The 13,070-nt window shown below is 63.8% G+C and carries 14 protein-coding genes and 1 rRNA gene; 11 read left to right on the forward strand and 4 right to left on the reverse strand.

Annotation, left to right across the window (positions count from 1 at the left end; all coding sequences use genetic code 11):
* The first annotated feature begins 3 nt into the window (after positions 1–3).
* The 5 genes from holA (at position 4) to ACFZAI_RS26250 (ending at position 4,385) form a co-directional block, all read left to right on the forward strand.
* Complete coding sequence (gene holA / locus ACFZAI_RS26230) at positions 4–1,059, forward strand: DNA polymerase III subunit delta (protein ID WP_391569691.1); 1,056 nt, start codon at positions 4–6, stop codon at positions 1,057–1,059.
* Positions 1,060–1,234: 175 nt separating this feature from the next.
* Positions 1,235–2,515 carry a glutamate-5-semialdehyde dehydrogenase gene (locus ACFZAI_RS26235; protein WP_391569692.1) on the forward strand — a complete coding sequence of 427 codons (1,281 nt, stop codon included), beginning with the start codon at positions 1,235–1,237 and terminating at the stop codon, positions 2,513–2,515.
* A 163-nt stretch (positions 2,516–2,678) separates the two neighbouring features.
* Positions 2,679–3,059, forward strand: a complete 381-nt coding sequence (locus tag ACFZAI_RS26240; protein WP_175171066.1) for a hypothetical protein — start codon at positions 2,679–2,681, stop codon at positions 3,057–3,059.
* 4 nt (positions 3,060–3,063) lie between these two features.
* Complete coding sequence (locus ACFZAI_RS26245; protein ID WP_391569693.1) at positions 3,064–3,849, forward strand: 2-keto-4-pentenoate hydratase; 786 nt, start codon at positions 3,064–3,066, stop codon at positions 3,847–3,849.
* An 8-nt stretch (positions 3,850–3,857) separates the two neighbouring features.
* Complete coding sequence (locus ACFZAI_RS26250; RefSeq protein WP_391569694.1) at positions 3,858–4,385, forward strand: GNAT family N-acetyltransferase; 528 nt, start codon at positions 3,858–3,860, stop codon at positions 4,383–4,385.
* A 22-nt stretch (positions 4,386–4,407) separates the two neighbouring features.
* On the opposite strand, the gene ACFZAI_RS26255 is transcribed toward ACFZAI_RS26250, so the two are convergent.
* Both ACFZAI_RS26255 and ACFZAI_RS26260 read right to left on the reverse strand, forming a co-directional pair.
* On the reverse strand, positions 4,408–5,823 hold the full coding sequence (locus ACFZAI_RS26255) for an amidase family protein (RefSeq protein WP_391569695.1): 1,416 nt from the start codon (positions 5,821–5,823) through the stop codon (positions 4,408–4,410).
* A 136-nt stretch (positions 5,824–5,959) separates the two neighbouring features.
* Positions 5,960–6,832, reverse strand: a complete 873-nt coding sequence (locus ACFZAI_RS26260; protein ID WP_391569696.1) for a LysR family transcriptional regulator — start codon at positions 6,830–6,832, stop codon at positions 5,960–5,962.
* A gap of 140 nt (positions 6,833–6,972) precedes the next feature.
* Between ACFZAI_RS26260 and ACFZAI_RS26265 the strand changes: the two genes are divergently transcribed.
* The 4 genes from ACFZAI_RS26265 (at position 6,973) to ACFZAI_RS26280 (ending at position 10,265) form a co-directional block, all read left to right on the forward strand.
* Positions 6,973–8,370 (forward strand): MFS transporter, encoded by a 1,398-nt coding sequence (locus ACFZAI_RS26265; RefSeq protein WP_391569697.1) that lies wholly within the window; start codon positions 6,973–6,975, stop codon positions 8,368–8,370.
* A gap of 68 nt (positions 8,371–8,438) precedes the next feature.
* Entirely contained in the window at positions 8,439–9,386 is a 948-nt protein-coding gene (locus ACFZAI_RS26270) for a 3-hydroxyacyl-CoA dehydrogenase NAD-binding domain-containing protein (protein ID WP_391569698.1), read from the forward strand.
* Between the two features lie 184 nt (positions 9,387–9,570).
* On the forward strand, positions 9,571–9,843 hold the full coding sequence (locus ACFZAI_RS26275) for a GNAT family N-acetyltransferase (RefSeq protein WP_054427101.1): 273 nt from the start codon (positions 9,571–9,573) through the stop codon (positions 9,841–9,843).
* A gap of 20 nt (positions 9,844–9,863) precedes the next feature.
* A complete protein-coding gene (locus tag ACFZAI_RS26280) occupies positions 9,864–10,265 on the forward strand; it encodes a YchJ family protein (RefSeq protein ID WP_391569699.1) in 402 nt (133 codons plus the stop codon).
* 13 nt (positions 10,266–10,278) lie between these two features.
* Here ACFZAI_RS26280 and ACFZAI_RS26285 read toward each other — a convergent pair whose 3' ends face one another.
* Positions 10,279–11,151 carry a LysR substrate-binding domain-containing protein gene (locus ACFZAI_RS26285; protein ID WP_391569700.1) on the reverse strand — a complete coding sequence of 291 codons (873 nt, stop codon included), beginning with the start codon at positions 11,149–11,151 and terminating at the stop codon, positions 10,279–10,281.
* Between the two features lie 109 nt (positions 11,152–11,260).
* On the opposite strand from ACFZAI_RS26285, the gene ACFZAI_RS26290 reads away from it, so the two are divergent.
* Together ACFZAI_RS26290 and ACFZAI_RS26295 are read left to right on the forward strand one after the other, a co-directional pair.
* Positions 11,261–11,974, forward strand: a complete 714-nt coding sequence (locus tag ACFZAI_RS26290) for a haloacid dehalogenase type II (protein WP_391569701.1) — start codon at positions 11,261–11,263, stop codon at positions 11,972–11,974.
* Positions 11,975–12,019: 45 nt separating this feature from the next.
* Positions 12,020–12,760 (forward strand): aldolase, encoded by a 741-nt coding sequence (locus ACFZAI_RS26295; protein ID WP_391569702.1) that lies wholly within the window; start codon positions 12,020–12,022, stop codon positions 12,758–12,760.
* A gap of 212 nt (positions 12,761–12,972) precedes the next feature.
* Here the strand turns inward: ACFZAI_RS26295 and rrf are convergent.
* A 5S ribosomal RNA gene (gene rrf, locus ACFZAI_RS26300) occupies positions 12,973–13,070 on the reverse strand; the annotation flags it as partial.

The raw sequence follows: 13,070 nt of genomic DNA on the forward strand, positions 1-13,070 counted from the left end.
CCCATGGCACAGCCTTTGGACGCGGACCGGTTGGCCGAACACCTGCAGCGGCCGGGCAACCGGCTTGCGCCGCTGTATACGGTGTCGGGCGACGAACCGCTGCTGGTAACCGAAGCCGTCGACACCTTGCGCGCCGCGGCGCGTAACGCCGGCTACACCGAGCGTCTATCCATGGTGATGGACGCCCGCAGCGACTGGAGCGCCGTCATCGCGGCCACGCAAAGCGTGTCGCTGTTTGGCGACCGGCGCATTCTTGAACTCAAGATCCCCACCGGCAAGCCCGGCAAGTCCGGCGCAGACACCCTGACCAAGCTGGCCGAGCAAGCCGAAAAGCAGGCCGACGCCGACACGCTCATCCTCATCGCCCTGCCACGGCTGGACAAAGCGACGCGCGAAAGCCGCTGGGTCCAGGCGCTGAACCGCGGCGGCATGATGGTGGATATCGCCAATGTCGAACGCGGCCGGCTGCCCGCCTGGGTGGGCATGCGGCTGGCCCGGCAGAACCAGCGCGCCGATGCCGCCACCCTGCAATGGATGGCGGACAAGGTCGAAGGCAATCTGCTGGCGGCGCACCAGGAAATCCAGAAGCTCGGCCTGCTCTATCCTGAAGGCCAACTGGCGGCGGAAGACGTCGAACGCGCGGTGCTGAATGTGGCGCGCTATGACGTATTCGGCCTGCGCGACGCCATGCTGGCCGGCGATATCTCGCGCACCATCCGCATGATCGACGGCCTGCGTGCCGAAGGCGAAGCCTTGCCGCTGGTGCTGTGGGCAGTGGGCGAAGAAATCCGCTTGCTGGCCCGTGTTGCCGAAGCGCGCGCGCTGGGTCAGGACGTCAATGGCCTGATGCGCCGCCTGCGCATTTTCGGCGCGCATGAACGCCTGGCGCTGCAAGCGCTAGGCCGGGTACAGCCCAGCGTCTGGCCTGCCGCAGTGCAACACGCTCACGAAGTCGACCGGCTGATCAAGGGCCTGTCCGTGCCTGGACGGTTGTCAGACCCCTGGGAAGAAATGACCCGGCTGGCGCTGCGAGTCGCCGCCGCCGGCGGGCGACCGTGAAGGCGGCATTGCCGCCGCCTTCGTTTCAGCCTTCGTTTCAGCCTTCGTTTCAGCCTTCGTTTCGGCTTTTGTTTCAGCCTTCGTTTCGCGCCCCGCGCCCCCCTTTACCTACGCCTGGCCGCTTTGGCCGGATATACACTGATTCCTCAGACGGCCCCTGCGCCGCCCCCACTTCATGATCGACGCCGCCATGTCCTCGTCCTCCATCGAACACGCCATGTTGACCCTGGGCGAAAACGCCCGCCGCGCCTCGCGCGACATGATGCGCGCCAATAGCGCCGCCAAGAACAAGGCCTTGCTCGCCATGGCTGACGCCCTGGCCGCCAGCCACGACGAGCTGAAAGCCGCCAACGAAAAGGACGTGGCCGCCGCGCGCGCCAATGGCCTGGAGCCGGCCCTGCTCGACCGTCTGACGCTGTCAGACAAAACCCTGGCGCACATGGCGGAAGGCCTGCGCCAAATCGCCGCCCTGCCCGATCCCATCGGCAGCATCACCGCCACCACCGTGCGCCCCAACGGCATGCGGGTCGCGCAGATGCGCGTGCCGCTGGGCGTGATCGGCATCATTTATGAATCGCGCCCCAACGTCACGATCGACGCGGCGGCGCTGTGCTTGAAGTCGGGCAACGCGGCCATCTTGCGGGGCGGCAGCGAAGCCTTGCACTCCAATGTCGCGCTTGGCCGCATCGTGCAAATGGGCCTGGCTGCCGCCGGCCTGCCGCAAGACGCGGTGCAGGTCGTGGCCACCACCGATCGCGCGGCCGTGGGCACGCTCATCACCATGACCGAACACATCGACGTCATCGTTCCCCGCGGCGGCAAGGGCCTGATCGCCCGCCTGTCGCAAGAAGCGCGCGTGCCGCTGATCAAACACCTGGATGGCAACTGCCACATCTACATCGACGCAGCCGCTGACCCGGACAAGGCGCACGCCATCGCCTTCAACGCCAAGACCTACCGCTACGGCATCTGCGGCGCCATGGAAACGCTGCTGGTTGACGCGGTGGCCGCCGTCTCGATTCTGCCGACGCTGGCCGCCGCGTTCACCGAGCACGGCGTCGAACTGCGCGGCTGCCCGCGCACGCTGGCGCTGTTGCCGCACATTACGCCCGCCACGGAAGAAGACTGGGGCACGGAATACCTGGGTCCGATTCTTGCCGTGCGCATCGTCGACACGCTGGACGACGCCATCGAACACATCGCCCGCTGGGGTTCCGGCCACACGGATGCCATCGTCACGGAAGACTTGTCCGCCGCGCAACGTTTCCAGCGTGAAGTGGATTCCAGCTCGGTGTACGTGAACCTGCCCACCTGCTTTGCCGACGGCTTCGAATACGGGCTGGGCGCGGAAATCGGCATCTCCACGAACCGCCTGCATGCCCGCGGCCCCGTCGGGCTGGAGGGGCTGACCACGCTGAAATGGGTACTGACCGGCGAAGGCCAGGTCCGCGGTTAATCCGTTGCCGTTTCGCGCCAAGACGGAAACCATTGCAACGCCCGCCTGCGCTGACGCAGCCCTGAACACGGGCTGCCGCCAAGCCTTCTACAATACGGCTAGAAATTCCAATCAGGCTTCTTTTCATCCCAACGCGGCCCGCCGCGCAATCTTGAGATCCCCCATGCATTCTCCTGTCATGGCCATGGCCTTCAGCCTTTTCGTGCTGTGCTTCATCACCTGCTCGCTGAGCGGCATCGTGCTGTTTTTCTTCAAGAGCAAAGAGATCAACGCCACGCTCAAGCACCCGTATCTGCAACACCGCCCCTTCAAGCAATACCCGCTGTCGATCCAGGCCGCGATCATGCTGGATTACTTTTTCCGCCTGATGTTCCCGGGTACCCGGTTCTGGCTGGTGGGCAACGCCAACGACCTGCTGGGCCACGTCGATCCCAAAAAGACGCCGCTGTCGCTGAAATGGCCCATCGTGGGGTTCTGGGGCTCGTGCTGGCTTGGCCTGATTGCGATGATCGTGCTGTGGGTCATGTTGTATTTGGGGACCTGAACGCATGCAGATCAGAATCGAAGACTATCCGGGCAGCCTTGAGGCCGCCCGCACCCTGATCGCCGCACGCGAGTCCGGCGTGGCTGGCCCGCGCCTGCCCGCGGAATGCCGCCCGCAATCGCTGGGGCAGGCATTTGCCGTCCAGCAACGCACCGCGCAACTGCTGCAAGAGACGCGCCAAGACCGCATCGCGGCCTGGAAGAGCGCGTTGCCCTCACCGGAAAAAACCGTGGTGGCGCCGATTTACGCGTCTGGCACCGCCCGCGCCGAAGCCGGCCCCATCGCAACGCGCACCGACATCGTGCGGGTCGAACCCGAGATCGCCTTCGAACTTGCGCACGATCTGCCCGCCCGCGCCACGCCCTACACCGAAGCTGAAATTGATGCCGCGGTGGGCAGCGCGTGCTTGGCGTTGGAAGTGCTGGGCTGCCGCTACGCGTCGCCCGAACACGCCAGCCTGCCCGAGCTGCTGGCCGACCACATGTTCAACCAGGGCCTGGTCCTGGGCCCGCGCATCGCATCGCCTGACGCCGCCCCGTCCAGCATGACGCTGACCTTGCTGGTCAATGGCGAAGAAGTCGAGCAGCATCCCGGCTTCCACCCTAACGATCGCCCCAAGGCTGGCCTGTATTGGCTGGCGAACTTCCTGCGCGAACAGGGTCTTGGGCTGCATGCCGGCCAACACGTCATTACGGGTTCGTACGCTGGGTTCCTGGATGTGCCGGCAAACCAGGACATCGAACTGGTTTATGGCGACCTTGGCGTGCTGCGCTTGCGCTTCAACAAATAAATCTGCTCATGCTGACCCTGCGCCCGTTTGCGATCTCGGATTATCCGTTGCTGGCCAGCTGGTTTTCGAGCCTGCCTGACGTCGTGCAATGGGGCGGCTCGCACCTGTCATACCCGCTGACGCAAGACGATGTGGAAGACATGCTGGCGCAAGGCCAATCCCACCCGCCCAGCCGCCGTTGCTGGATGGCGTATCGCGGCGACACCGCAGTTGGCCATGCGCAGTTGGCCTATGAATGGCGCGACGGCAACGCCCGCCTTGGGCGCGTAGCCATCGCCCCGACCCAGCGCGGACAAGGCTTGGCACGCCCCATGGTCACGCTGATGATTGAAGAAGCCTTTCGCACACCCGGCATCGAACGCCTGGAGCTGAACGTCTACATGTTCAACACTCGCGCCATCCGTACGTACGAAGCGCTGGGTTTCACCATGGAAGGCGTCAGGCGTTCGTCCACGCGCGCCGGCGACGCGCGCTGGGACACCGGCATGATGGGCTTGCTGCGCACCGAATGGCAGGCGGCAACGCCCGCCACTTGATGCGCGTTGCGTCGCAGGGAGCCTATTGCGGCTTGGGCTCTGCGATGCTGACCGGGTCGCCAGCAGCTTCGATCACTTCACCTGCCGCCAAGCACAGGTCTTCGCGGTAGCGCCCCGCCACAATCTGCACCCCCACGGGGCTCGGGCCCACGCTGCTCATTGCGCTACCCATCGCCACCGACAAGCCGGGCAGGCCCATGAAGGGCACGCCGATTTGCGTCATCTGCGCACGCCACACCCGTGCGTAGGCGGCGTCGCCCTGCAAGTCCAGCTTGTCTGGGAATGGCAGCTCTGCCGACACGGGCAGCAGCAGGATCGGGTAGTCGGCAAAGAACAATTCCCACTGGCGAGTCAGCGTCGCGCGGCGCGTCAACACGGCGGAAAAGCTATTCAGGTCAGCGCCTGCGGCTTTATCGCGCTGCCCGCGCAAGGCGATGAGCGCGCCTGGGTCGCCTTCCTTTTCGGCTGCCGCCAACATGGCGTCATAGCCATCTGCCATCCACATACGAATTTGAAGATCGGCCGCTTCCTGCAGGGGCGGAATCGTGTCCAGGGTATCGACCGTCCACCCGGCTTCGGTCAGCCGGCGCGCGGCCTCTTGCAGCGCTTTGACCACGGCCGGTTCGGTGTCCATGCCTTCCGGGTTCACGCATAGCGCGGCACGGCGCGGCACATCCGGGCCGACCAAGGGCGCGGGCACCCACCAGGGGTCTCGGGGGTCGGCCGCCGCCAGCGCGGCCAGCCCCAACCGAACATCGGCGATGGTGCGGCCCAGCGGACCAGACACCGCGGTCAGCTGCCCCCCAATCGATCGTTCAGGCAAAGCGGCGTTGTAGGCCGCAACACGGCCCAACGACGGCCGCAAGCCATGCACGCCGCATGCATAGGCCGGATAACGAATGGACCCGGCGATATCCGTGCCATGCGCCAAATGCCCGATGCCAGCCGCCACCGCCGATGCGGCGCCGCCCGACGACCCACCAGGCGTCAGCGCCGCGTTACGCGGGTTGCGCGTGTCGCCATGCAACGCGTTGCCAGTGAACCAGCGCAACGAAAATGCCGGCGTATTGGTGCGCCCCAGGACGACAGCGCCCGCCCGCCGCAGGTTGTCGACGACGGGGCTGTTCACGGTGGCGATCAAATCTTTTTGCAGGCCCACGCCGTTAGTGGTGGCATACCCTGCCTGATCCACGTTGACCTTCACGGTGACGGGCACCCCGGCCAGCATGCCGGCATCTTCGCCACGGGCCAGTGCAGCGTCCACGGCGGCAGCCTGCGCCAGCACGTCTTCGGGACGATGATCGATGACGGCATTGAGCGCGGGATTCACGGCATCCAGCCGGCCGAGCGCGCTTTGCGCGGCTTCCACGGCGGATACCTCACGGTTGCGGATACGGGCGGCTAATTCAACTGCGGACAAACGCCAAAGATCGGACACGCGTGACTCCTGAAGTCATGGGTTTCTTACGGGGCAGACAAACCTTAGCGCCTGACGCGCCGCCCCACAAGCCACGGTTTACCGCAATTGATGCGCACTTTGTCCGCTTCAAACCCTGTCCGCACCGATATCCGCTTCACCCCTTATCCGCTTCAAACACCTCAACAATCGCATCGGCCACCGCGCGCACGCGAGCCGTACGGTTCAAGTCGCCGTGCATCACCAGCCACAGGTCGTAAGGCTCGCTACGCGTCGGCCAGATCCGAACCAGTTCGGGATACGCCGGCGCCATATGGGTGGGCAGTTCTCCGATGCCCAGGCCTGCGGCCACTGCGTCGATGATCATCATTCCGGAATTCAGTTCGACGGCGATATGGCCATTGCCCGTGGGTTCGCCGCAGAACGTGTCCGACCAGCCCGGCAGCACCGACTGCTGATACGTCACCAGCGCATGGCCGGCGAACGCCGTGCCGGGTTTGGGTTCGCCATGCTGCGCCAGATAGCTGCGCGACGCGTACAAACCCACCTCCTTGCGTGCCAGATGGCGTTGGATCAGGTCGGGGTTGTCCGGCTTGACGTTGCGTATCGCCAGGTCCGCCTCGCGCCGCGTCAGATTGCTGATCTGGATGGACGCGGACAGCACCACCCGGATATCCGGATGGTGAACATGCACGCGCCGGATGGCCTCCATGATGAAGTAGCTGGCCACGGTTTCGGACGCCGCCACCCGCACGACGCCGGACAAGCGGTGATCCAGCCCCTGCATTTGCCGCTGCAATTGATCAGCCGCCTGCTCCATGCGCTCCGCCGCGGCGAAGGCCAGCTCGCCAGCGGCGGTCGGCACATAGCCGCCGGGAGTGCGCAAGAACAAGCGCGCGTCCAGCGATGATTCCAGCGCTGCCAGCCGCCGCCCCGCCGTCGCCTGATCGATCTGCAACAGGGCCGCTGCGCCTCGCAGCGTCCCGATCCGATAGATGGCCAGGAAGATCCTGGCGTTGTCCCAATCCATGGTGCTCGTCCTTGGCGGACGGATAACGGCCCGCCATGTGATGCAAATTTGCATGACTATAAAGCACTTATTCAGCTTTTTTGCATCGATAAAAACTCCTAAGCTTCATTCCTCGAAATGCCGCCATACCCCCGATCATCATGAATACCGCTTGCCAGCAAGTCCCCGTCCCCGCCCAGGACGCCAAGCCCGCTACCGGTTGGCTGCCGCTTATCACCCTGGCCATCGGCTTTGTGATGGCGATGCTCGATGTCACTGTCGTCAACGTCGCCCTGCCCAGCATCGCGCTGCAATTCACCGTGCCGCTGACCGACCTGGTCTGGATTGTGGACGGCTACACCCTCACCTTCGCCGCCCTTCTGCTGGTTGCCGGCGCACTGGCGGACCGCTACGGGGCCAAGACCATCTACCTGAGCGGCTTGGGCGTCTTCACGCTAGCCTCGCTGTTGTGCGGCCTGGCGCCCGACGCCAACACGCTGATCGCCGCCCGCATGCTGCAAGGGGTAGGCGCGGCCTTGTTCATGCCCAGCTCGCTCAGCCTGCTGACCCATGCCTATGACGACGAACACGTGCGCAACCGGATGCTGGCCGCGTGGTCGGCCATCGTGGCGGTGGCCGGCGCGTCCGGCCCCTTATTGGGCGGCGTGCTGATCCATCAGTTTGGGTGGCGCGGCATTTTCCTGATCAATATTCCGCTTGGGGCGGCCGGCCTGTGGCTGGCGCGTCGCCGCATCCAGGCCGCCCCGCGCCGCCCGCGCGGCTTGAATCCGTTGAGCCACGTGCTGGGCGTGATCGCACTATCGTCCCTGTGCTTCGTGCTGATCCAGGGCAACGCTTACGGTTGGACCTCCAGCCGCATCGCCGGCGTCAGCGCCCTGTGCGCCTTCGCCATCGTGTTGCTGGTGCGGCGCGAACGCCGCCACGCCGAACCCATCATCCCGCGCGCCTTGTTTCAGACGACGCAATTCGCCGCCGCCAATGGCGTGGGGTTTCTGATCAACTTGGCCTCGTACGGACAGCTCTTCTTACTAAGCCTGTTTCTGCAACATGCCCGAGGCGCGGATGCGCTGCAAACCGGCATTCAGCTGGTGCCAATGCTTGCCGTGTTCTCGATCGGCAACCTGATTTCGGGCAGGGTCTCGGCGCGGTGGAACGTATCGGCCTCGCTGCTTGGCGGGGTCTCGCTTGCCGCCATCATGAGCGCCGCGGGCATCTATGCGTTCACGCCCGGCATTGCCTATTGGCCGTTCGCCATCATGGTTGCGCTGTCGAACCTGGGCGTGGGCATTGCGGTGCCGGCGATGACCAGCATCGTGATGCAGGTGTCGGGCAAGCAACATGCCAATAGCGCCGCGGCGGCGCTGAACGCCAACCGCCAATCGGGCGCGCTGGTCGGTGTTGCGTTGATGGGCACCATCCTGCATGCGCTGCCCGACTGGAGCGCCAGCCTGCCCATCGCATATTGCGTGATCGCGGCAAGCTACGCGGTGGCGGTCGGCCTGGTCTGGCAGCATCTGCGCCGCACTCGCAACGCCTAAAGCGTGCACGTGGCAGCGCGGCGGCGTTTGCTTCACAATGTGGCCGAACCCCATCCTCGGAGAGCCGCATGTCCAGCACCGCCACGCCCACCCCCTCCATTCGCCGCGTCGCCATCGTGGGCGCGGGCACCATCGGCGCCAGCTGGGCGGCGCTGTTCCTGGCGCACGGGCTGGAGGTTGTGGTCAGTGATCCCGCGGGTGATGCTGAAGCACAAACGCGCGCTCGCGTCGCCGCCGCATGGCCCGTACTGAAGGAACTGGGCCGTGTGGCCGGGGGCGCATCATCCGATGCGCTGCGTTTTGAACCGGACTTGGCCGCCGCCTTGGCGGACGTGGATTTCGTTCAAGAAAACGCACCGGAACGCGAAGACTTCAAGATCGACCTCTTTGCCCGCATGGACGCGATATTGCCGCCGCACGTGATCGTGGCGTCCAGTTCGTCAGGGCTCATCATGAGCCGCCTGCAATCGCGCTGCCAGCATCCCGAGCGGTTCGTCATCGGCCATCCGTTCAACCCGCCCCATCTGATCCCGTTGGTGGAAGTGGTGGGCGGCGACAAGACGTCCGCAGACACCATCGACCGCAGCATCGCGTTCTACCAAGCGATGGGCAAGTACCCCATCCGCCTGAACAAGGAAGTGCCGGGCCATATCGCCAACCGGCTGCAAGCCGCGGTCTGGCGCGAAGCGATCCACCTGGCGGCGGAAAATGTCGCCAGCGTGGCTGATATCGACGCTGCGGTTTCGCAAGGCCCGGGCCTGCGCTGGGCGCTGTTCGGCCCGCACATGACCTTTAACCTGGGCGGCGGCGCAGGCGGTTTGGAGCAATTCATGCATCACCTGCTGGGGCCCGTGCAAACCTGGTGGGATGACTTGGGCGCGCCCGTCGTCACCCCCGAACTTCAGCGCAAACTGATCGAAGGCGTCAACGCCGAAGCGGGGCAGCGCAGCATTGCGGATCTTGTGCAGACGCGCGACGCGCAGCTCACGGCGCTGATCAAGACGCTGAATCTTTGAACCGTTGAACCGTTGAACCGTGGAACCGTTGAGCTGTGGCACCGCCCAAGCGCCACACCATTGTCCTGTTGAACCATTGTCCTGTTGAACCATTGTCCTGCTGAACCATTGTCCCGCTGCACCGTCGACCTGCCGAACCACTGACCCGTTGAACCCCAGAACGGCAATTCAAGAGACTCGCCCTATGACCATCGTCACCCACGACTCCGCGCAATCCCGCTTCACCGCCACCGTCGATGGCGTGCTGTGCGTGCTGGACTACCAGTTGCACAACGGCGCCATGGCCATCGTTCACACGGGCGTGCCCAGCCAAGTCGGCGGCCGCGGCATTGCGGCCGACCTCACCAAAGTCGCGCTGGATACCGCGCGCGCCAATGGCTGGAAGGTACGCCCGTTGTGCTCGTACGCCGCGGTCTATGTGCGCCGCCACCCCGAATACAACGACCTGCTGGTCTGAATGGCTGTTTCGATTTTCCCGTGACCAAAAAGCCCGAACCCTCAAATCTGCCCTGCCCTTGTGGCGGCCCGACTTACCTTCGATGCTGTGGCCGCTGGCACGATGGCCCGCAAGCCATGCAGGCGCCCACTGCCGAAGCGCTGATGCGTTCGCGTTACAGCGCATTCGTGTTGGACAAGCTGCCTTATCTGCTCGCGACCTGGCACCCCAGCACGCGCCCAGCTTCGCTGGAACCCAATCCGCCCGATTTGAAGTGGCTGGGGCTGGCCATCAAACAAGCGCGTAACCAGGATGACGAACACGCGACGGTTGAATTCGTGGCGCGTAGCCGTCAAGCCGGACGCGCGCATCGCATGCACGAAGTCAGCCGTTTCGTGCGTGAAGGCGGGCGATGGTATTACGTTGATGGCGATCTGAGCTGATCGTGTTGTTGTCCTAAGGGGCCAGCGCGCCTTCGATATCGGTTTCCACGGCGTGTCTAAGCGCCGCCACCAACTGCTGCTCGACCCCCGTGAATGCGCGCGAACGGCCCACGATGGCCAGCTCAGTCGCTGGCACCGCCGACAGCCCGTCTTGCTCGCCCAGCAAGGCGTGCGTCGGCAACCGGGCAAAGGCCGGCAGCAAGCTCACGCCCAGCCCGGCCGCCACCGCCGCTTGCACACCCGCCAGACTGTGGCTGTGATACGCCACATGCCAGTGGCGGCCCATGCTCTCCAGCGCGTAAATCATGCGCTTTCGATAGATGCAGCCGTGCGGGAATATCACCAACGGCACGGCCGCAGCCCCTGCCAAATGGCGCTTGTCGCCCACCCACACCAAACGCTCTGGCCATGCCGCCAGGCAAGGCCCCTCGCCAGGTTCACGCTTGATCAGCGCCAAATCCAGGTCGGCCGATGCCAGCTTGGCTCGTAGATCGGTACTCATGCCACTGATCGTTTCCAGCCGCACGTCGGGATGGCTGGCGGCAAATCCCGCCAACAGCACGGTCAGCCGCGACACGTTGAAGTCTTCAGGTATCCCAAGCCGCACAACCCGCGCCGCGCGAGGTGCCGCCATCACATGCTCGGCCTCATCCGCGATGAGCAACAAGCGGCGCGCATAGGCCAGCATCACTTCGCCATCTTCGGTGGCCGACACATTGCTGCCGGCGCGATCACGCAGCAAGAGCGTCTTCCCGACGGTTTGTTCCAGCTTGCGTATCTGCTGGCTGACCGTGGATTGCGTCCGATGCACACGGCTAGCCGCCCGCGTAAAGCTGCCTTCATCGGCGACGCATACCAAGGTTCGCAGCAGTTCTAGATCGAGCATGGCAATTTGATATTTGACTATCAACTGAGTTGAGTTCAATTATTAATTTTACAACTGCATTGCGGGGCCGCTACGCTCATCATTCCGAAATCGCTTCCAGGACACGCTTATGCCGCTGAATCATTTACCCCGTCCCGAATGGCTCACCTTCGACTGCTATGGCACCTTGATCCAATGGGACGAGGGCCTGCAAGCCACCGTGTCGCGCATACTGGCGGCCAACGCGAACGGCCACGAAGCGCCAACACCGGCTCAATTCCTGCACGTCTATGACGAACACGAGCACCGCTTGGAGCGCACTCCGCCGCATCGCAGTTTTGCGGATATCACCCGTGAATCATTGCGGTTAACCATGCAGGACCTCGGCCTTGCCTATCGGCCGGAAGACGCCGACATGCTCACGAGCAGCATTTCTGCGATGCCGCCGTTTCCCGAGGTCGTCAGCGCCTTGGCAGCGTTGAAGCAGGCGGGATTCCGGCTTTGTATTGTTTCCAATACGGATGATCAGATCATCGCGGGCAATGTGGCGCAGTTGGGCGGCCATATCGACCGCGTCATCACGGCCGAGCAGGCGGGTGCCTACAAGCCATCGCGCAAGATCTTCGCCCACGCACACGACAGCCTGGGAGTGTCGCCAGACGAGGTCGTACACATCTGCGCGAGCCCACATCTGGATCACGCGGCCGCCCGCGATATCGGCTTCCGCTGTGTATGGATCGATCGGGGAACCGGCCGCAAACTCTTGCCGGACTACCGCCCGGACGCTACCGTACCCACTTTGGATCGCGTGCCTGAATTGTTCCGCGCCGTGGGTTGGCGGTAACCGAGTTGGGCCCGCCTCACCCTTTCTGAACCTTCGAAGGATGTCATGAATCAAGAACCCCGTTTTGCCGAGGCACTCTTTCACGCCGAACCGGTTGCCGCGCTGCGCGCGGATCTGGCGCTGGCATTACGCGCCGCCGCAGCGCATGGCTTGGGTGAAGGCGTCTGCAACCATTTTAGCGTGGCGTTGCCCGGCGATTCGGACCACTTCCTGCTGAATCCGCGCGGCCTGATGTGGAATGAAGTTCAGGCGGACGATATCGTATTGATTGATGCCCATGGCAACAAACTGGCCGGCCGGCACGCCGTAGAGCCTACCGCCATGTTCATTCATGCCGCCATTCACCGCATTGCGGGCAAAGCCTGCGTCCTGCACACGCATATGCCCTATGCCACCGCATTGACGCTCACGTCAGATCGCGGGCTGGATACGACGTTGTCCCAAAATGCCATGCGCTTTCACGGCCGCTTGGCGATCGACGAAAACTACAACGGTCTGGCGCTCGATGTCAGCGAAGGCGAACGCATCGCCCACGCCATGCAGGGCGCGGATATCGTCTTCCTGGGTAATCATGGCGTCGTCGTCTGCGGCGAACGTCTGGATTATGCGTATGACGACCTCTTCTTCCTGGAGCGCGCCTGTGCGGCACAAGTATTGGCGCAATCCACTGGCCGCCCGCTTAAACCAGTTAATGCGGATATCGCCAGCAAAGTCGCCGCCCAGATTCAAAGTGAGCGTCTGCAATCCGAGCTTTTCTTCGAGGCCCTGCGCCGCCAATTGCCCTGAAATCTGCGGTGCCGGTATCAAGCCCCGCACAATCCCTAGCGATAGGTATAAAGGCGACATTGATACCCTGATCAATGCAAAAACCCCTCGCAGCGCCAGCTGCGAGGGGTTTTCTTTTAATCAATGCCTTGATCTCAATGGCCGACTCGTAAAAACCGAATTACCAAAGACAAAACCCCACAGGGTTACCTGTGGGGTTTTGCGGAATAAAAGCCTGACGATGACCTACTTTCACAGACGTCCGTCCACTATCATCGGCGCGAAGGCGTTTCACTGTCCTGTTCGGGATGGGAAGGAGTGGTACCACCTT

The organism is Achromobacter sp. NPDC008082 (assembly GCF_042957345.1).
Lineage (GTDB): Bacteria > Pseudomonadota > Gammaproteobacteria > Burkholderiales > Burkholderiaceae_B > Achromobacter > Achromobacter kerstersii_A.

Coding starts and splice junctions, on each gene's coding strand:
- holA (WP_391569691.1), top strand. CDS start 4: ATGGCACAGCCTTTGGACGCGGACCGGTTGGCCGAACACCTGCAGCGG.
- ACFZAI_RS26235 (WP_391569692.1), top strand. CDS start 1,235: ATGATCGACGCCGCCATGTCCTCGTCCTCCATCGAACACGCCATGTTG.
- ACFZAI_RS26240 (WP_175171066.1), top strand. CDS start 2,679: ATGCATTCTCCTGTCATGGCCATGGCCTTCAGCCTTTTCGTGCTGTGC.
- ACFZAI_RS26245 (WP_391569693.1), top strand. CDS start 3,064: ATGCAGATCAGAATCGAAGACTATCCGGGCAGCCTTGAGGCCGCCCGC.
- ACFZAI_RS26250 (WP_391569694.1), top strand. CDS start 3,858: ATGCTGACCCTGCGCCCGTTTGCGATCTCGGATTATCCGTTGCTGGCC.
- ACFZAI_RS26260 (WP_391569696.1), bottom strand. CDS start 6,832: ATGGATTGGGACAACGCCAGGATCTTCCTGGCCATCTATCGGATCGGG.
- ACFZAI_RS26265 (WP_391569697.1), top strand. CDS start 6,973: ATGAATACCGCTTGCCAGCAAGTCCCCGTCCCCGCCCAGGACGCCAAG.
- ACFZAI_RS26270 (WP_391569698.1), top strand. CDS start 8,439: ATGTCCAGCACCGCCACGCCCACCCCCTCCATTCGCCGCGTCGCCATC.
- ACFZAI_RS26275 (WP_054427101.1), top strand. CDS start 9,571: ATGACCATCGTCACCCACGACTCCGCGCAATCCCGCTTCACCGCCACC.
- ACFZAI_RS26285 (WP_391569700.1), bottom strand. CDS start 11,151: ATGCTCGATCTAGAACTGCTGCGAACCTTGGTATGCGTCGCCGATGAA.
- ACFZAI_RS26290 (WP_391569701.1), top strand. CDS start 11,261: ATGCCGCTGAATCATTTACCCCGTCCCGAATGGCTCACCTTCGACTGC.
- ACFZAI_RS26295 (WP_391569702.1), top strand. CDS start 12,020: ATGAATCAAGAACCCCGTTTTGCCGAGGCACTCTTTCACGCCGAACCG.